Here is a 17,873-nt window from a genome sequence, read left to right as displayed (position 1 = left end):
TCACTCGCGTGGATTGTGAACGCTGTCAAGAGGCTGTGTTACAGGAGCGTTACGGTTTTCCCGGACCCTGTTTCGCGGAAGCCACGGACGGGGCGTGAGTCGCGTCCGATTTCCAGTAGCGAACATGATCGACGGTCATAAGCTGCGGAAAAGACTGATCATCTACACCCTTCTGGCTCGCCCAGTCGCCGCCCACCGCGACGTTGAGGATGAGGTGGTAGGGCGTGGTGAAGGGCCAGGCCGCGGCGCCGCCGGGCTGATCGTTCCGGACCCGCATGAAGGCCTGCCCGTCCACGCCGATCGTGATCGCGTCCGGCTGCCAATCGAGCTGATAATCGTGGAAGGCGCTGCAGCTTGTCGGCACGCGCGTCTGCGCCCCGCGCTGCGTGCCAAGCCGGTGGTTGAACGCGCCGCTGTGCAGCGTTGCATGGATGACGTTTGGATCCCAGCCCACCATTTCCATGATGTCGATCTCGCCCGCATCCGGCCATTTGCCCTCGAGCGGCAACAGCCAGATGGCGGGCCAGATGCCGCGACCGCAGGGCAGCTTCGCGCGGATTTCATAGAAGCCGTAGCCAAGCGGCTGCTGCGTGATCAGCCGTGCGGAGGTATAATCCTGGCCGCCAAAGTCCGGCGCCTGATCCAGCCGCTCGCGCCGCGTTTCGATGACGAGCGCGCCATTTTCGATCCGCGCATTTTCGGGCCGCGCGGCTGAATAATATTGCTTCTCGTTATTGTGCCACCCCGCCTTGTTCCGCGCGGTATCGTAGCGCCACACGGCAGGATCGATTTCCTGACCATCGAACTCGTCAGCAAAGGAGGGCGCGCCCGTGGGGATGGCCATCGGCCCCTCCGCCTTCTGGTTGGACGCGGCCAGCGTCTCGGCCTGAACGGCGGCGGCAAGGGAAAAGGCGAGCAAGGTCGAGATCATGGCACATCCCAAAGTCATGGATCGCAGGGAACGGTGATCCTAACGCACGCGTCTGAAAAGAAAATGGCGGCCTGAAAATCAAGCGCAGCATTCAAGGCAATTGTTATTATTCGGGGTTTTCAGGGGCTTTCGTGGCCTTGGACGCAACTTACTCACTAACCTGAGTAAAGTTGGGGAACTGCGCCTTCATTCCGGGCATTCTGGCTTCAGGTCCCCCCTGCCGTCCTGGCCGTCATCCGGGATCCCCAATCGGCAGAGCTTAGGAATGAACCCGATGTTTTTTGGCGCGGAAAGTGATGCAGCAACGCGGCGGCTGACCCAGCCTGTGCGGGTGCTGGAAACCGGCGTGTATCGCGGCGCTCATTATTATAGCCATATGCCGATGGTGCGGATTATGCTCGATCTCGGGCGGATGGAAGAATGGCCATCGAACCGCTTGCCGGGTTTCACCGACCGCCTCATCGCCCTGCTTCCGGGGTTGGAGCGCCACGGCTGCTGCTACAAGGAGCCGGGCGGCTTCGTGCGGCGGCTGCGCGATGGCACCTGGCTCGGCCACATTGCCGAACATGTCGCGCTTGAGCTGCAAAGCCTCGCCGGGCACCGGCTCTCGCGCGGCAAGACGCGCGGCGTGAAGGGCCGCGAGGGCGTCTATAACATCATGTTCGCCTACGAGCATGAAGGGGTGGCGCTGGCGGCGGGCCGGGCCGCGATCGAGTTGCTCGACACCTTATTGCTCGATCATTTGCAGGGCGTCGAAGGGCTCGATCGCCTTCACGCCTTCGAGACGCCATTTGACCTGGACGGGCGGTTGGCTGCGCTCAGGCGGCTGGTGCGACGCACGTCCCTCGGGCCGACGACGCAGGCGTTGGTCGACGAAGCGCGACGCCGCGACATTCCGGTTCAGCGGCTCAACGAAGGCAGCCTGATCCAGCTTGGCCAGGGTAAATATCAGCAGCGGCTGCGCGCGAGCGTGACCGGGCGCACCTCGCTCATCGCAGTTGAGGCGGCGGGCGATAAGGATTTCACGAAAAGACTGCTCGGCGAAAACGGTATTCCCGTGCCCCGCGGTGCCGTCGTGCAAAGCGAAGAAGAGGCTGTGAAGGCGGCGCGGCGGCTCGGCTATCCGCTTGTCACTAAGCCGCTCGACGGCAATCACGGCCGCGGCGTGACGACGGACATTGGAGATAGCGATCAGCTGCGCGCGGGCTTTGCCGCTGCGCTGGCCGAGGCCAAAGGCAGGTCGGTTATCGTCGAGCAACACCTTCAGGGCCGCGATCACCGCATCCTTGTTGTGGGCGGAAATGTGATTGCCGTTGCCGAACGCATTCCTGCTCATGTTGTAGGCGACGGGCAAAGCACCATCGCGGCGCTTATCGAACGGGTGAATTGCGACCCCCGCCGGGGGGAAGGGCATGAAAAGGTGATGACCCGCATCAAGACCGATGCGGCGCTCGTCCACTTTCTCGCGCGGTCGAACCAGGATCTCGATACCGTTCCGGGGCCTGGCGAGGTGGTATTCCTGCGACCGACTGCAAATCTGTCCACGGGCGGCACGGCGGTCGACCGGACCAATGAAATCCATCCCGACAATGCGGAGATCGCTCGCCGCGCGGCGTTGATCCTGGGCCTTGATGTCGCGGGCATCGACTTTCTGGCACCGGACATCACGCGATCGGTGCGCGAAACCGGCGGCGGGATTGTGGAGGTGAATGCGGCACCCGGATTCCGAATGCATATCGAACCGTCGGAAGGCGTGCCCCGCGATGTGGCAAAGCCAGTCATCGGCCTTCTTTATCCCGAAGGGGCGCAGAGCCGTGTGCCGATCATCGCGCTCACCGGCACCAACGGCAAGTCGACCACCGGGCGCATGGTGAAGCACATCCTTCGCCTCACCGGCGCGGCTGTCGGCCTGACATCGACGAGTGGCGTCTATGTGAACGATTGCCTCGTCGCGCCCGGCGATGCGACGGGTCCGAAGAGCGCGCGCAAGGTACTGAACGACCCCACCGTCGAAGTGGCCGTGCTCGAAACCGCGCGCGGCGGCATCCTGCGCGAAGGCCTTGGCTATGAACGGGCGGATATCGGCGCGGCCCTCAACGTTACGCCCGATCATCTCGGCCTGAAGGGCATCGAGACGATCGAGGATCTTGCGCGTCTCAAGTCGCTGGTGGTGGAAACGGTGAGCCGGCGTGGTACCTCGGTTCTCAATGCCGACGATCCGATGACCCGCGCCATGGCCCGCCGCGCACGCGGACGCATTTGCTGGTTCAGCCTGGCGGGCGGGGGGAGCATGGCCCCCTGGCTTCAGCGCCACATCGATCGCGGCGGCATGGCAGTGGTCCGGGAGCAGGGCGCCGATGGCGGCTGCATCGTCCTCCATCGCGACGGGCGGCGCGAGGCGATCATCTGGGCGGCTGAAATCCCGGCGACGCTCCACGGCCTTGCTACTTTCAATATCGCCAATGCGCTCGCGGCGGCGGCGATCTGTGCCGCTTATGGCGTTCCGCTCCTCACCATCCGCGCGGCGCTCGCGACCTTCCATTCCAGCTTCGAACAAAATCCGGGGAGGCTCAATGTTCACGATGCCCACGGCTTCCGGGTGATCATGGACTATGCTCATAATCCGGCCGGATTAAACGCGCTTGGTGAAGCCGTTTCCGGACTGCGTTCGCGCCACAAAAGGTCGATCGGCGTGATCTCGATTCCCGGCGATCGTCGTGACGAAGACATTATGGAGATGGGCCGGATTTCGGCGCGAATCTTCGACACGCTCTTTTTCCGCGAAGACCCGGGTACACGCGGACGCACACGGGGACAGGTGATGGCGCTTTTAAAACAGGGCGCGGTCGTGGCCGGAATCTCGCCGTCCTCCGTCCACCTGATCCGGGGCGAAGCGGAGGCAACGGACGCGGCGCTGCGTTCGGCCGAGCCAGGCGATCTCGTCATCCTCACGCCCACAGATGTCGAGGGCTGCTGGAAGCAGGTGCTCAACTTCCAGACGGTTGGAGGCGGCAGCCCTGCCGCGTACCGCCCGCGCCTCAGCATCGCGGTCTGACCGGCTGATGGCGGAGAGCAATATGACCGGCGCTTTGGGGAAAGGCGATCTCATCATCATCGGCGGCGGTGAGGACCGCAGCCCCAACGGCGACCGGCTGATCTTGCGGGAAATCGCGCAGCGTGTGGCCGGCGGCAAGCTGGTCCTCGCGACAGTGGCGAGCCACGAACCGCGCGGCTATTTCGACCAATATCAGCGGGCGTTCCGCGATTTAGGCGTCGGCGACCTCGTCGAGCTCTATGTCGAAGATCGTGGCGAAGTGCCCCAGAAGATCGACATCCTCGACGATGCGGCAGGCCTGTTCTTCACCGGTGGTGACCAGTTGCGCATCACTAGCCAAATCGGCGCGACGCCGATCGAGGAGAAGGTACGGGCCCTGCACGCACGCGGCGGCCTTGTCGCGGGAACGTCGGCAGGCGCTTCGGTGATGAGCGATACGATGCTCGTCAAGGGAACGAGCCAGGAAACCCACCGCATCGGCGATCTCCACATGGCGCCCGGCCTCGGCCTCATGCGCAACGTCATCATCGACCAGCATTTCGCAGAGCGCGGGCGATTTGGCCGCATATTGGGCGCGGTCGCACATAATCCGCGCGTGCTCGGCATCGGCATCGACGAAGATACGGCCGCGATTGTCGAGCGGGAACAGCTTAGGGTGGTTGGCGATGGCGCGGTTTATGTGATCGACGGATCGGGCGTCACCCATTCGAACGTTGCTGAAGCGAAGCCCGAAGTCACATTGTCCATGCACGATGTGCGCGTTCATGTTCTGGCGAGCGGCGACCTGTTCGATCTTGAACGGCGCAGGCCCATTCCGGGTTAGTGTTCGTTACGCAAAGAACGCGGCATCGCGCCTCATGCCGCCGGAGAGGACGGGCAAGGCTGTGACGAACGGGCTAATGCACCCCGGTGGCAAGCTGGAATTGTGGGGCGGCGTCGAATGTTCGGTCGTGCGCGTCGGCGACGGCTGGCGTGATGAACTGGCCGAGACCGGGCATAGCCTTCGCGCCGACGATATCGATCTGATCGCCGATCTTGGCGTAACCGCCGTCCGCTATCCAATCCTGTGGGAACGGATCGCGCCGGAAGACCCGGACCAGCTCGATTTCACCTGGACGGATGAGCGGCTCGGCCGTCTGCGCGCGCGCGGTGTGCGTGTGATCGGCGGGCTTTGCCATCACGGCTCGGGGCCGCATTATACCGATCTCCTCGACCCGGCCTTTCCGAAAAAACTCGCGAACTTTGCCGCGCGCGTCGCCGAACGTTATCCCTGGATCGAGGATTGGACACCGGTCAACGAACCGCTCACCACCGCTCGCTTTTCGGCGCTTTACGATCATTGGTATCCGCACGCCCGGGATTTCGGCTCGTTCCTGCGCGCGCTCGCTTTCCAATGCCATGGCGTCTTGAAGGCGATGCGCGCGATCCGCAGCATCAATCCCTCCGCGCGGCTCATTCAAACGGAGGATCTGGGCAAGACCTTTTCCACCGCTCCGCTTCGCTATCAGGCCGCGCACGAAAATGAGCGGCGCTGGCTGAGTTTCGACCTGCTGTGCGGACGCGTCTGCCCGGGCCACGCATTTCATGATTGGATGCTGAAGAGCGGCGTTCCGGCGACCCTTCTGGACGATCTCGCGTCCGGGGAAGCGCGCCCCGATCTGATCGGCATCAACCATTATCTGACAAGCGAACGCTTCCTGGATCACCGGGTCGAACTCTACCCGGATGTCGAGCCGGGCGGGAATGGGCGCGACATATATATCGATGCGGAGGCTGTGCGCGTCGGGCGCCTCGACGGGAAAGCCGGCTTCGAACACCGCCTCCGCGAAGCCTGGCAACGCTACAAAATTCCGCTGGCCATCACCGAAGTGCATCACGGCTGCACGCGCGACGAACAATTGCGTTGGTTCGTGGAAGTCTGGAACACAGCAGGGCAGTTGCGGGGTGAGGGCGTCGATCTCCGTGCCGTGACGGTTTGGTCTTTGTTCGGCAATGTCGATTGGCGATCCCTACTGACCCGCAGGGAAGGTGTTTACGATGTCGGCGCCTTTGACGCGCGTGCGCCCACACCGCGCCCTACGATCCTCGCCTCAGCCGCGCGCGCCTTTGCAACAGGCCAGACGTTCGACCATCCAGTTCTCGATCTGCCGGGCTGGTGGCGGCGCCCGGAGCGGCTCTATCCCTGGAACGGCCGCAAACTTGGTTGCGGGCCCGGACGCAAGCTGCTGATTACCGGCGCGACGGGGACGCTCGGCCGTGCCTTTTCCCGCATCGCCGAACATCGCGGCCTTCCCAATTGCCTGACGAGCCGCAGCGAGCTTGACCTTTGCGATGCGCAGTCGATCCGTCGGGCCCAAGACGAGCACCGGCCCTGGGCGATCATCAATGCCGCCGGGTTCGTGCGCGTCGCCGATGCCGAACGCGAGCGCGACGCCTGCTTCGCCGCGAACAGCCTGGGGCCTCAGCGTCTGGCAGAGGCTTGCGCGGAGGCCGGCGTGCCGTTTGTCACCTTCTCGTCCGATCTCGTCTTCAATGGCCGCGCGGGGCCGTACTGGGAGGATGATCCGCTCGATCCCCTAGGCGTTTACGGTCTGAGCAAGGCGGATGGGGAAGGCCGTGTGCTGAGCATAAGCGGCGATGCATTGATGATCCGGACCGCGGCCTTTTTCGGGCCCTGGGACGAATATAATTTCGCTTGGGCGATCCTGAACGGCCTCGCGCGCGGCGAGCCGGTTGGCGCCTGTCCGAACACCGTGGTTTCGCCGACCTATGTGCCGGACCTTTGCCATGCGACGCTCGATCTGCTGATCGATGGAGAGAAGGGGGTGTGGCATCTCACCAACCAGGGCAGTCTGAGCTGGCACGAATTTGCACGGCGGATCGCCGATCGCGCAGGCTATGACGGATCGCTGATCGCGCCGGTGCCGAGTGGGGAGGGGGCAAATACCGCTCTCATCAGCCGCTGCGGCGCACTGCTTCGCCCGGTCGATCATGCGATTGACGATTTCGTGGCTCAGGTGCGGCCCAAGATACTGGCCTAGTTCCGACCTCGTTCGTCCCGAGCGAAGTCGAGGGGCTGAAACGAAAACCAGAAGTGCGCCCCTCGATTACGCTCGGGACGAACGGGGTTTGGGGGTACACAAAAAGGGCCAGAGTTTCCACTCCCCGGCCTCGATCCTTACTCCGCCGGTTCGACGATCAGCATATCGGGATCGTCCGATTCCACTTCCTTGGGGAGGGACGTGAGCAGGGCCGTCCTCTTCTCGTCCAAACGGCGGAAGGTGGCGAGCGCCTGGCCCACGACCTGATCCATATTGTAGTAGCGGTAGGTGGCCAGGCGGCCCACGAAGGTCACGCCCGGCGTCGCATCGGCCAGCGCCTCATACTGCTTGAACAAGGCCTGATTTTCCGCGCGCGGGATTGGATAATAAGGATCGCCCTCCGCGCTTGGATATTCATAGGTGATGCTGGTCTTTGCGTTCTCCTGACCCGTCAGATGCTTATACTCGGTGATCCGGGTATAGGACACGTCGGGATTAGGATAGTTCACCACCGCCACCGGCTGGAACTGTTCCTGATCGACGACCTTATGTTCGAACTTCAAGCTCCGGTACGGGAGCTTCCCGTAACGGAAGTCGAAATATTCGTCGACCGGGCCGGTATAGATGATGTGATCGGCGCGGACGGCCTTGCGGATATCCTTGAAATCGGCGCCGAGCAGCAGGTCGATATTCGGATGGTCGAGCATGTTGGCGAACATGGCGGTGAAGCCGCCCTTGGGCATCGCCTGATGCTTGTCGCCGAAATAGCGGTCGTCCGTGTTGGTCCGCGTCGGAATGCGCGCCGTCACCGCCTTGTCGAGGCCGCTCGGGTCGATACCCCATTGCTTGCGGGTGTAGCCCTGAAAGAAGAGTTCGTAGAGCTCGCGTCCGACGGCTGAAATCACGACATCCTCCGATGTCCTGATCTCGGCCACCGGTTCGGCGCGCGAGGCGAGATAGGCGGCTGCTTCCTCGTCGGTTTTGAGTTCGAGATCGAACAGGGCGTTCAGGGTCGTGCGATTGATCGGGATCGGCACCAGCTTACCGCGTACCTCGGCTAGCACGTTATGCTCGTAGGGGCGCCATTCCGTAAACTTCGACAGATAGGCGAAGACATCGTCCGAATTGGTGTGGAAGATGTGCGGCCCATATTGGTGGATGAGCACGCCCGCTTCGTCCGGACGGTCATAGGCGTTGCCCGCAATGTGCGGGCGCTTGTCGATTACCAGCACCTTGGCACCATGCTGGCTCGCCAGACGCTCGGCCAGGACCGAGCCAGCAAAGCCAGCGCCGACGACGAGATAGTCATAATGATCGTGCCGCCGTGTCGCGACGATCGAAGGCTGCGTCGCCTTGGGCTGCGCGACGCCCGCGACCAGACCCGCCATGCGCGCGAAGGTCGTGTCCCAACTGAGGTGTGAAAGCTTCGCGTCGACCGCGTCGAGCCAAGCGTCAGGATTTCCGGCACGCGCCATCGCGCGGTCGCAGGCGGCGATAAATTCGTCCGCCGTTCCCGTAATCTCGACGGCATCGAGATCGCCATAATGACGGATGACGTCGGTGATCGGCGTCGACACGACCGGCCTTCCGCCCGCCAGATATTCCGGCGTCTTGGTCGGGGAGATGAACTCGGTCGATTCATTGATGGCAAAGGGCATCAACGCGACGTCCCAACCGCCCAGATAGGCTGGCAGCTCATCATAGGTCTTGCCGCCCAGATAATGGATGTTCGGCCGCTGCGGCAGATCGGCGGGGTCGATCTTCACGACAGGGCCCAGCATGACCAGCGACCAATCGGGCCGTGCATCGGCGAGGCCGGCGAGCAGCTCCAGATCCATCCGCTCGTCGATCACCCCGTAAAAACCGAGGCGCGGACCCTTGATAGCGGCCTGATCGGCGGGCTCGACAACATCCTCGCGCGCCTTGGCGAAATGCGCCCGGTCCACGCTGGATGGAAAGGGGTGGACGCTGCGATGGCGCGCCTTCTTCGCCTCATACAGGCTGTATCCACCGGTGAAGACGAGGTCGGCCGCCTCGAAAAGCTCGCTCTCGAGGTCGAGCAGCTGCGGCGGCGCGAAGCGGAAATTGGCGAGTTCGTCCATGCAGTCATAGACGGTAGCCACCGCCTCGATATGCCGCGAAAAAGGCAGCATCATCGGGGTGTAATACCAGCGGATGACGGGCCCTTCCTCGCCATTCAGAAAGCCGCTCAGCAATGCCTTTAGATTATCGTCCCGCTCTTCTTCCGAAAGCCCTTCCGGAAGCATCGGCGTCGCGATGACCACGCCCGTTTGGCGGCACGGCATGATCCGCAGCGACACGGCTTCGTCGCCCACAATTTCCGGCTCTTCCCAGAAAATCACACGACGCTCGCGGGCAAATCGGCTCATCAGATGCTGCGGCCGCTGAAAAACGAAATTCCAGCGCAGGTGGGAAAAGCAGAGAAGCGTATGAGGCGAAGCAATAGACGTCGACAGGACGTCCGCGTCCTGAAGGGGCGATTGAAGCATGCAGGGGCTTTCTCAATGGAGTAGAGGTATTTGATGAACGAGGAGAAAGCACCACTCGTTCCCAATCCATTTACTTAACTAATCTCGATCAATGGATTCTATCGCTCGACGAATCCAGGCATCATTACGTCAGACATTATTAGTGACAAACGTAGGGACGCGCAGGGACAGTCTGCAATCGCAGGCCAGCGCAAAATCTACCAAATAGTTGAGGAAAGCCGTCCGGCGGCGCCTAAAAACTCGCCCTGATCAAAATGGTGACCCCTACGGGAATCGAACCCGTGTTTCAGCCGTGAAAGGGCCGCGTCCTAACCGCTAGACGAAGGGGCCATCCGGGACGCGACCGAAAGGCGCGTCAGCAGGCGGGGGTGCGATTAGGCGAGGCGGGCGGCGCGGTCAAGCGCTTGCGGGGATTTTTCTTTGGCGCCCCGTCATCCCGCCGCGCTCAATCGGCGAAGGCGGCGTCTTCCAGATGAATTTCCGCCGCAGGGCGGTCGCCCCAATCGTCGCGCTTGATGCGGCCCGCTATCCATAGCCGCCGGTCGCCACCGCAGGCGAGGAGGGTCTGGCCAAGTTCGCTTTCGGCGAGGCGGAAGCCGATCGCCTTCACGCGCCGCCCATCATCGCCCGACACGATCAGGCGCAGGTGCCCCTGACCCACGATATCGGCCTTCACGATCCGCACCGGCCCCGCCACGACGCGCGGCGCCGGCCATCCCGCGCCATAGGGTCCGCCCGCCTCCAGTGCGTCGCAGAGCGAGGGATGAACACCCCCCGGCGCAAGGACTGCGTCGAGCAGCAACGCGCGGTCGTCGCGCGCGCGGGACACGTCGGCGGCAAGGCGTTCGTCGAGAAAGTCGGCAAGCGCATCGATCCGGTCGCGTGCGACGGTGAGGCCCGCCGCCATGGCATGGCCGCCGCCCGCCGCCAGCAGCCCGCTATCCTTCGCCGCGAGCACCGCAGCGCCAAGGTCGACGCCGGAGATAGAACGGCCCGATCCCTTGCCGACACCATGTTCGTCCAGCGCCACTACGATGGCGGGACGGCCAAGCTTTTCCTTGAGGCGCCCGGCGACGATGCCGATCACGCCCGGATGCCAGCCCTGGCCGGACACGAGGGCGACAGAGCGGTTGCCCTGATGGCGCGCGGCTTCCTCTGCCGCTTCGCACACCAGCATCTCGATCGCGCGGCGCTCCTGATTGTAGCGTTCCAGCTCCTCGGCGATTTCCGCTGCTTCCGCGGGATCCTGCGTGGTGAGCAGCCGCACGCCGAGATCGGATTTTCCCACCCGCCCGCCGGCATTGATTCGCGGCCCGAGCGCGAAGCCGAGATCGGTGCAGGTCGGTGCGCGGTCGAGGCGCGATATGTTGATCAAGGCGTCGAGGCCGACATTGCGGCGCCCGGCCATGATTTTCAGGCCCTGCGTCACGAAGGCGCGATTGAGGCCCTTCAATTGCGCGACGTCAGCCACAGTCCCGAGCGCAACGATGTCGAGCAGGTCGACGAGCCTTGGTTCTTCACGGTTCGTGAAATATCCACGCCCGCGCAACACGCGCACCAGGGCAGCACCTAGTAGGAAGGCAACGCCAACCGCCGCAAGATGGCCGTGCGCGGCGGCATCCGGCGCCTCGTCCAGCCGGTTTGGATTGACGAGGGCGAGGGCGACGGGGAGCGCGGTCGCGCATTTGTGATGATCGACGACGATCACGTCGACGCCCGCATCCCGCGCCATGGCGAGCGCGTCGAAAGCCTGCGCCCCGCAGTCCACGGTGACGATCAGCGAGGCGCCCCCTTGCGCGATCCGCACCAGCGCCTCGCCCGATGGGCCGTAGCCTTCCATCAATCGGTCGGGGATATAGGCTTTGGGATCGCAGCCAAGATCGCGCAGCAGGCGAATGAGCAAGGCCGCCGATGTCGCCCCGTCCACATCGTAATCGCCGAAAATAGTCACGGCCTCGCGGGCCTCCACCGCGTCAGCCAGGCGCTCGGCCGCCTTGTCCATATCCTGGAAGATGGACGGATCGGGCATGAAGCCGCGAATGGTGGGCGCGCGATGCCGCTCCAGATCGTCCCGCGTGACGCCGCGCGCAAGTAGCAATTGGGCGACGAGATCGTCCGGCACGAAGCCCTGATCGAGCGCATCGCTCCCCGTCCCGCGCCAGCGCCACGGCTGCCCGGCGATGGATCGCGTCACGCCGCAAACGTGGACGAATTCGGATGAGGCGGGTGGGCGGTTCACGCGACCTGTCTAAGCGATCCGCATCGGAAACGGAATCCGGCTCGTCGCAAAAGTATGGAAGTTATCGAAACGCACACAAAGCCTGTCCCACCCCGCTAGGGCTGAGCCTGTCGAATCCCGTTGAATCGCACCCTGCACACGCCCTTCGGCAAGCTCAGGGCTAGCGGTGGCGGGGCTAAAGCGGGCTGCTCAATCGCAATGATGCCCTGGCTCATGGCGATGCTCGCCCTTCACCCAGCGCACCGTGCCCGTGCTGGCGCGCATCACGACGCTTTCGGTGGTGATGCAGCCCTTGCGGCGCTTCACCCCTTCGAGCAGCGAGCCGTCAGTGACGCCGGTCGCCGCGAAAATCACGTCGCCCTTGGCGAGGTCTTCGAGGTGATAGATACGGTCCAGTTCCTCGACGCCCCAGCGCCGGGCACGGGCGCGCTCGTCCTCATTTCGGAAGACGAGGCGGCCCTGGAATTGCCCGCCGACGCAGCGCAGGGCGGCGGCAGCCAGCACACCCTCCGGCGCGCCGCCCTGGCCGAGATAGATATCGATCGTCGTATCGGGATTGGTCACCGCGATCACGCCCGCGACGTCGCCATCGGGAATGAGCACGATGCCGCAGCCTAAAGCACGCAGTTCCGAGATGATCGCTTCATGGCGCGGGCGGTCGAGCACGCAGGCAATGATGTCGCCAGGCTCGACGCCCTTCGCCGCGGCGAGCGCCTTGATATTGTCGGTCGGCGACTTGGCGAGGTCGATCGTGCCTTCCGGATAGCCCGGTCCGATCGCGATCTTGTCCATATAGACATCCGGCGCGTTAAGCAGCCCGCCTTCCTCGGCAATGGCGAGGACGGCCAGCGCGTTGGGCCCCGCCTTGGCGGTGATCGTCGTGCCTTCCAGCGGATCGAGCGCGATGTCGATGCGCGGCCCGGACCCTTGGGCGGCGCCCACTTTCTCGCCGATATAGAGCATCGGCGCTTCGTCGCGTTCGCCCTCACCGATCACCACGGTGCCGTCGAACTCGAGCTGGTTTAAAGCCTCGCGCATCGCCTCGACCGCGGCATGATCGGCGGCTTTTTCATTGCCACGCCCGATAAGCTTGGATGCGGCAACCGCAGCCGCCTCCGTGACGCGCACCATTTCCAGCACGAGAACCCGGTCGAGCGCATTGGCAGCCGTCATGATTTTTCCTCTCTTGTTTTCATGGCCGATTAGGGAAGGCGGGGGGCCTTGTCGAGGCGCGGGACGCCATTAACGCCGCAGCAAGGTGAAGGATGCTGAATTGGCCTCGTCGACGGGATTCGGGGTTTCGTCGACGACGAAGAGATTTTCTTGGAAAATCAATCGATAGCCCAAGGGGGAGACAAATTATGACCATGATGCTGAATCAGCGCCTGTCGGGCGCACTCAAAGTAGCAATTCTGTCCGGCGCCCTCATCACCGCCGGAATGGCCAATGCGCAGGATATTCCGCCGGCGGAAGAAACCGTGGCTGAAACCAGCAGCCCGGATATCGCTGCGGAGCAGCAGCCGGAACCGGAGCAGAAGCCGAAGAAGGTTGCCAAGGTCAAGAAGCCCAAGCCCTGCAAGAAAAAGGGCGGCGGCCTGCTCGGCTTCATGAAGAAGACCGGCATTGCCGGCACTCTCGTCAACAGCGCCGTCGGCGGCGGCATGGCAGGCTATGCCTCGGGCCAGGTGGCCAGCGCTGCCCTCACCGAAGGCGCAGAAGCCGAGAAGAAGGCTGCTTCCGAAAGCGCGTGCTGATCTGAAGGAATCGGCGGTTCTCCATACCGTCGGGCAATCCTTCATGTCATGAAAAGGGCCTCGCCGGGCATCCGGTGGGGCCCTTTTCACGTTTGCAGCCCATGACCCGCAAAAGCAGCTTTCCGCCCGTCGCCGCCGCTTCGGCCCGCGTCCTAATCCTCGGCAGCCTGCCGGGAGAGCAGTCGCTCGCCAAGGCGCAATATTATGGCCATCCGCAAAACCAGTTCTGGCGGCTGATGGGCGAGGTGACGGAGGTTGATCTTCCGTCGCTGGATTACGCGGCGCGGCTGGATAGCCTGCTCGCCGACCGAGTGGCGCTCTGGGATGTCCTTGCCTCCGCGCTTCGGTCAGGGAGCCTTGATGCGGCCATCCGCGCGCATGAAGCGAACGATCTTCGCGGACTGGTTGCATCGCTTCCCGATCTGCGCGCCGTCGGCTTCAACGGAGGGACGGCCGCACGGATCGGACGCAAAGCGCTCACCGGACTCGACCTCACCCTCGTCGATCTTCCGTCGAGCAGCCCGGCTTACACGCTCTCCTTCGATCGAAAGCGTGAAGCCTGGCTGGCACTCAGATCGTTCCTCTAGCCTTGTCAAAGGCCGGCATCCAGACCCTCGATCATTGCCGCTGGGCCTCAAAGCATGGCGAAATGTCGCTACCTGCCTCCGAAGCGAAGGCCGACCCATAACGTACGCGGCGTTGCGCGTTCGATCAGGCCATCGCTCGACAGGGTGGCGACGACGCGCGCATTCGTTACATTCTCCGCCCGCACCGCCAGCGCGACCGCAGGCGTCAACCGCACCCCCGCCACTGCGTCGAACGTCAGCGCGTCCGGCAATATCCGTTCACCCAAATCGTCCTCATATTGATCGCCGGTATAACGTGCTGTGACCGAAACATGTGCGCCCCCTATGCCGCGCCAACCAAGGGTGGCGCTGGCGAAGTGGCGCGGCGTTTGCGCGGGCCGCAGCCCGTCCATCGCCGCCGCTTCGGCCGATCCGGAAACCTCTGCATCGACGTAGGAATAGCCGCCCGACAGCGACCAGGCGCCAAGCCGCAGCGAACCGTCCAATTCAACCCCGCGCGCCTCGATCGCATCGAGATTTCGCCGTTCGCGCAGGTTCGTGCCAAGGGTCACATTCGCGATCGGGTCGTCGAGGCGGTTGGCGAAGAGGGTGACGCCGATCCGCGCGCTCGACAAAGGGCTGTAGTCGATGCCCGCTTCGATCCCCTTCAATCGCTCGGGCGCCAGCTCGGCATTGGCGCGCGTGGTTTCCGCTCCTACCCGGAACGGCCGGTAAAGCTCGTTCAAGGTCGGAAGCCGCCAGCCCATATAGGCCGCGCCGCGCACGGTGACTGCGCCAGCAGGACGATAGGCGAAGCCCGCGCGTCCCGTCGGCCGCCATCCGTCGCGATCTGCGAAGGCGGTATCGGTGAGCAGCGCGCCGGTCGCGAACACCCGCTCGGTGAGGGTGCCGTTCGAAATCGTCCAGCGGTCCAGGCGACCGCTAAGGCTCAAGGTCAGGTTCTCGCTGTCCCACGCACCATCGGCGAAGAGGCCGATCGTGTCGGTCGCCCCGCCCGCCACGCGTCCGCGCGTCGCTTCGCCATCCACGAAAAAGAAGCCCTCGCGCGTTTCGCCGGAGGTGCGGCGCCAGTCGCCGCCGAGCCGCAATGTGACGCCGGAGCCGATCCGGGGCGCGACGTCGAAGCGCGCACCAAGGCCGGTGGACGGCACGCTCACCTGCTCGGCCACCTGCGTGGCTTCGCTGCGGTCGGCGTTCACGCTGGCGAAGCTGTTATAGAAATCGCGTGTCTGAACATAGAAGAGCGCCGACCATCGATCCGGACGCACGATCCGCAAGGCGGCGTCGGCGCCGGTCGTGCTGTTGCCGCTATACGGCGTCCCGCGTTCGCGAATATCGGAAAAGAAGGTGCTGCTGGCCTGGATTTCGACATCGCCGGAAAGCGGGGCGACGCCGCGCAACGCGAGGCTCGTTTGTTCATAAGGCGAAGGGCGATCCACCGGTCCCCGCTGGCCTTTAACGATTGGGGTAAAGCCGTCACCGCGTCCATAGCTGGCCGACACGGTCGCAAAGCCCTGGCCCATGCTTCCCGCCCATCCGGCGCGCGCGTCGATGCTGTCACGGCTCCCGTAAAACAGCCTGCCGCTTGCGCCCTCGATGTCGCCGAGCCCTGCGCTGTACATCTCGATCGTGCCAGCAAGAGCGCCGGGCCCGTAAAGCCCGCTGCCTCCACCCCGCACCACCCGCACCGCGCCAAGGCGTTCGGGATCATAAGCGGGCCAGTTGATCCATCCGCCGAACGGATCGGTCTGCGGCACGCCGTCCAGGATCAGGAGCGCCCGGCTCGATGCATTGCCGCCGAGAGCCCGAAGCGTTACCCCCTGGCTCGTCGGATTGGCCGAACGCGCGTCGGAGCGTCGGAAATTCTGAACCCCCGGCACATCGCGCAGGATGTCGTCGAGCCGCCCGGACGCGGACTGCGTCAGCCGCTCGCGATTGATGACTGTGGCATCATAAGCCCGCTCGCCCGGGCTCTCTTCAAGCCCTCGTCCCGTGACGACGATGTCCTGAGCGAAAGCAGGGCAGGGGAGGAGAGCGAGCAGAAGAAGCGCGGGACGGGGCATGAGGCTCCCATACAGCCCCTCCTGCCGCCGTCCAATCGGTCACCCGGCCATTCCAATCCGTCACCCCGGCGAAAGCCGGGGTCTCAGGACAAGAGAGGGGCTCTGTTCGTCATGAGATCCCGGCGTTCGCCGGAATGACGATGAAGCTTACTTCCGCCCGGCGGACGCCCGGCGCTTTGCTCGATTGGTCTTCGGCGCGCCACTGGATCCGAAATTCGGCTTCCGGCTCTTCGGCCGCCGCACGCGGTTGCGCTCGCGGTCTTCGCCGCCGCCAGTACCACGCGCCGCATGGCCCTTCGGCGCCTGCGCAGGCATCACCCGGCTCGTCCGGATCCGATCGGATTCGGCAAGGAAGCCGTCGGGCAGCGGAACGATCTCGACCTTCTGCTTGGTGAGCTTCTCGATGCCCTTCAGATAAGCGCGCTCATCATCCGCGCAGAAAGCGATGGCCATACCGTCCGCGCCAGCGCGGGCGGTGCGGCCGATGCGGTGAACATATTGTTCCGGCACATTCGGAAGCTCGAAATTGATGACGTGGCTGACGCCCGGAATGTCGATGCCGCGCGCCGCGACGTCGGTCGCGACCAGGATCTTCACTTCGCCCGAGCGGAACTGGCCGAGCGCGCGCTCGCGCTGCGGCTGGCTCTTGTTACCGTGAATGGCATTGGCCGCGATGCCATTGCCGCCGAGCAGCCGCACGACGCGGTCCGCGCCATGCTTGGTGCGGGTGAAGACGAGCACGCGGTCCATCTTGTTCGTCGAAAAGCCTTCGCGAAGGGCGATGGTCAGCAGCGCCTGCTTCTCCGTCTGATTGACGAAGGTCGCGAACTGTTCGACCCGCTCTGCGGTGGATGCGACCGGGGTCACCGCGACTTCAGCCGGATCGGTGAGGAAGCGGTCGGCCAATTCCTTGATCGACTTCGGCATCGTGGCCGAGAAGAACAAAGTCTGGCGCTTCGACGGCAGCAACTTCACGATCGCCTTCAGTGCATGGATGAAGCCAAGGTCGAGCATCTGATCGGCCTCGTCCAGCACCAGCACTTCGACATTGCGGAGCGTCAGGAAGCCTTGTTCGATCAGGTCGAGCAAGCGCCCCGGCGTGGCCACCAGCACATCGACGCCGCGTGCGACGTCGTTCTTGTTCTTGTTGATCGACGTGCCGCCGAACACGGTTGCAACGGAAAGGTGCGCGAACCGGCTATAGGCCTTGGCATTTTCCGCGATCTGCCCGGCAAGTTCACGGGTAGGCGCCAGCACCAGCATTCGGCAGGTGCGCGGCTGCGGGCGCTTGTTCGATTGCACCAGGCGGTCGATCGAGGGGAGCATGAAGGCCGCCGTCTTTCCGGTGCCGGTCTGCGCGATGCCAAGGAGGTCGCGGCCTTCGAGCACCAAGGGAATGGCCTGCGCCTGGATCGGTGTCGGCTGGCCATAATCCTTTAGCGCCAGCGCCTGCATGATCGGCTCGGACAAGCCAAGAGTAGAAAATTCGGTCATGGATAAACTCACGTAAAAGCGGCGTTCGCGCAGCCGAAATGGCGCGCGAATACGCGGCGGGTTTGTGCCGACCCGCGTGACAAGGGGAAGCCTTGGAAAGAGCGAAGGAGGCCGGCCCGGAAAGGGCGATCACGCTGCCTCTAGTAACTTCGCGTGGCCGCCATGTGGCCGCGCACGCGGCAAAAGTCAAGGAAAGCCG

The 17,873-nt window shown here is 63.9% G+C and carries 11 protein-coding genes and 1 tRNA gene; 5 read left to right on the top strand and 7 right to left on the bottom strand.

Translation table 11 applies throughout. The features are described from left to right. Positions 1–49: 49 nt before the first annotated feature. Positions 50–931: a glycoside hydrolase family 16 protein gene (locus C7I56_RS11355; RefSeq protein ID WP_106640753.1), complete on the bottom strand. Its 882-nt coding sequence runs from the start codon at positions 929–931 to the stop codon at positions 50–52. A 265-nt stretch (positions 932–1,196) separates the two neighbouring features. Between C7I56_RS11355 and cphA the strand changes: the two genes are divergently transcribed. From cphA to C7I56_RS11340, 3 genes are all read left to right on the top strand, one after another. Beyond that, positions 1,197–3,986 carry a cyanophycin synthetase gene (gene cphA, locus C7I56_RS11350; RefSeq protein ID WP_245409700.1) on the top strand — a complete coding sequence of 930 codons (2,790 nt, stop codon included), beginning with the start codon at positions 1,197–1,199 and terminating at the stop codon, positions 3,984–3,986. 22 nt (positions 3,987–4,008) lie between these two features. Next, positions 4,009–4,809, top strand: coding sequence for a cyanophycinase (locus tag C7I56_RS11345; protein ID WP_199792399.1), 801 nt, complete (start codon positions 4,009–4,011; stop codon positions 4,807–4,809). A gap of 61 nt (positions 4,810–4,870) precedes the next feature. Then, on the top strand, positions 4,871–7,027 hold the full coding sequence (locus C7I56_RS11340; RefSeq protein ID WP_245409699.1) for a family 1 glycosylhydrolase: 2,157 nt from the start codon (positions 4,871–4,873) through the stop codon (positions 7,025–7,027). A 137-nt stretch (positions 7,028–7,164) separates the two neighbouring features. Here the strand turns inward: C7I56_RS11340 and glf are convergent, their stop codons facing one another. From glf to glpX, 4 genes are all read right to left on the bottom strand, one after another. Beyond that, positions 7,165–9,537 (bottom strand): UDP-galactopyranose mutase, encoded by a 2,373-nt coding sequence (gene glf, locus C7I56_RS11335; protein ID WP_245409698.1) that lies wholly within the window; start codon positions 9,535–9,537, stop codon positions 7,165–7,167. A gap of 255 nt (positions 9,538–9,792) precedes the next feature. Further along, positions 9,793–9,867, bottom strand: a tRNA-Glu gene (locus tag C7I56_RS11330). Between the two features lie 115 nt (positions 9,868–9,982). Next, the gene (gene recJ / locus C7I56_RS11325) at positions 9,983–11,776 is read right to left on the bottom strand and encodes a single-stranded-DNA-specific exonuclease RecJ (protein WP_245409697.1); all 1,794 of its coding nucleotides are present in this window, start codon (positions 11,774–11,776) and stop codon (positions 9,983–9,985) included. A gap of 189 nt (positions 11,777–11,965) precedes the next feature. Beyond that, positions 11,966–12,949, bottom strand: coding sequence for a class II fructose-bisphosphatase (gene glpX / locus C7I56_RS11320; protein ID WP_106640751.1), 984 nt, complete (start codon positions 12,947–12,949; stop codon positions 11,966–11,968). Between the two features lie 188 nt (positions 12,950–13,137). On the opposite strand from glpX, the gene C7I56_RS11315 reads away from it, so the two are divergent. Together C7I56_RS11315 and C7I56_RS11310 are read left to right on the top strand one after the other, a co-directional pair. Continuing rightward, positions 13,138–13,530, top strand: coding sequence for a hypothetical protein (locus C7I56_RS11315; protein WP_106640750.1), 393 nt, complete (start codon positions 13,138–13,140; stop codon positions 13,528–13,530). 101 nt (positions 13,531–13,631) lie between these two features. Then, positions 13,632–14,117 carry a DNA-deoxyinosine glycosylase gene (locus C7I56_RS11310; RefSeq protein ID WP_106640749.1) on the top strand — a complete coding sequence of 162 codons (486 nt, stop codon included), beginning with the start codon at positions 13,632–13,634 and terminating at the stop codon, positions 14,115–14,117. Positions 14,118–14,185: 68 nt separating this feature from the next. Here C7I56_RS11310 and C7I56_RS11305 read toward each other — a convergent pair whose 3' ends face one another. Both C7I56_RS11305 and C7I56_RS11300 read right to left on the bottom strand, forming a co-directional pair. Next, positions 14,186–16,180 (bottom strand): TonB-dependent receptor, encoded by a 1,995-nt coding sequence (locus C7I56_RS11305; protein ID WP_106640748.1) that lies wholly within the window; start codon positions 16,178–16,180, stop codon positions 14,186–14,188. Between the two features lie 147 nt (positions 16,181–16,327). Then, positions 16,328–17,674 (bottom strand): DEAD/DEAH box helicase, encoded by a 1,347-nt coding sequence (locus tag C7I56_RS11300; RefSeq protein ID WP_106640747.1) that lies wholly within the window; start codon positions 17,672–17,674, stop codon positions 16,328–16,330. Positions 17,675–17,873 lie beyond the last annotated feature (199 nt).

Origin of the sequence: Allosphingosinicella vermicomposti, from assembly GCF_003012815.1 — a bacterium.
GTDB lineage: Bacteria > Pseudomonadota > Alphaproteobacteria > Sphingomonadales > Sphingomonadaceae > Allosphingosinicella > Allosphingosinicella vermicomposti.
Note: the sequence above shows the minus strand (reverse complement) of the source record. Positions and strands in the feature narration are given on the sequence as shown.

What these genes read in the sequence shown, in the direction of transcription:
- C7I56_RS11355 (WP_106640753.1), bottom strand. Translation starts at nt 931, where the DNA reads ATGATCTCGACCTTGCTCGCCTTTTCCCTTGCCGCCGCCGTTCAGGCC.
- cphA (WP_245409700.1), top strand. Translation starts at nt 1,197, where the DNA reads ATGAACCCGATGTTTTTTGGCGCGGAAAGTGATGCAGCAACGCGGCGG.
- C7I56_RS11345 (WP_199792399.1), top strand. Translation starts at nt 4,009, where the DNA reads ATGACCGGCGCTTTGGGGAAAGGCGATCTCATCATCATCGGCGGCGGT.
- glf (WP_245409698.1), bottom strand. Translation starts at nt 9,537, where the DNA reads ATGCTTCAATCGCCCCTTCAGGACGCGGACGTCCTGTCGACGTCTATT.
- glpX (WP_106640751.1), bottom strand. Translation starts at nt 12,949, where the DNA reads ATGACGGCTGCCAATGCGCTCGACCGGGTTCTCGTGCTGGAAATGGTG.
- C7I56_RS11315 (WP_106640750.1), top strand. Translation starts at nt 13,138, where the DNA reads ATGACCATGATGCTGAATCAGCGCCTGTCGGGCGCACTCAAAGTAGCA.
- C7I56_RS11310 (WP_106640749.1), top strand. Translation starts at nt 13,632, where the DNA reads ATGACCCGCAAAAGCAGCTTTCCGCCCGTCGCCGCCGCTTCGGCCCGC.
- C7I56_RS11305 (WP_106640748.1), bottom strand. Translation starts at nt 16,180, where the DNA reads ATGCCCCGTCCCGCGCTTCTTCTGCTCGCTCTCCTCCCCTGCCCTGCT.
- C7I56_RS11300 (WP_106640747.1), bottom strand. Translation starts at nt 17,674, where the DNA reads ATGACCGAATTTTCTACTCTTGGCTTGTCCGAGCCGATCATGCAGGCG.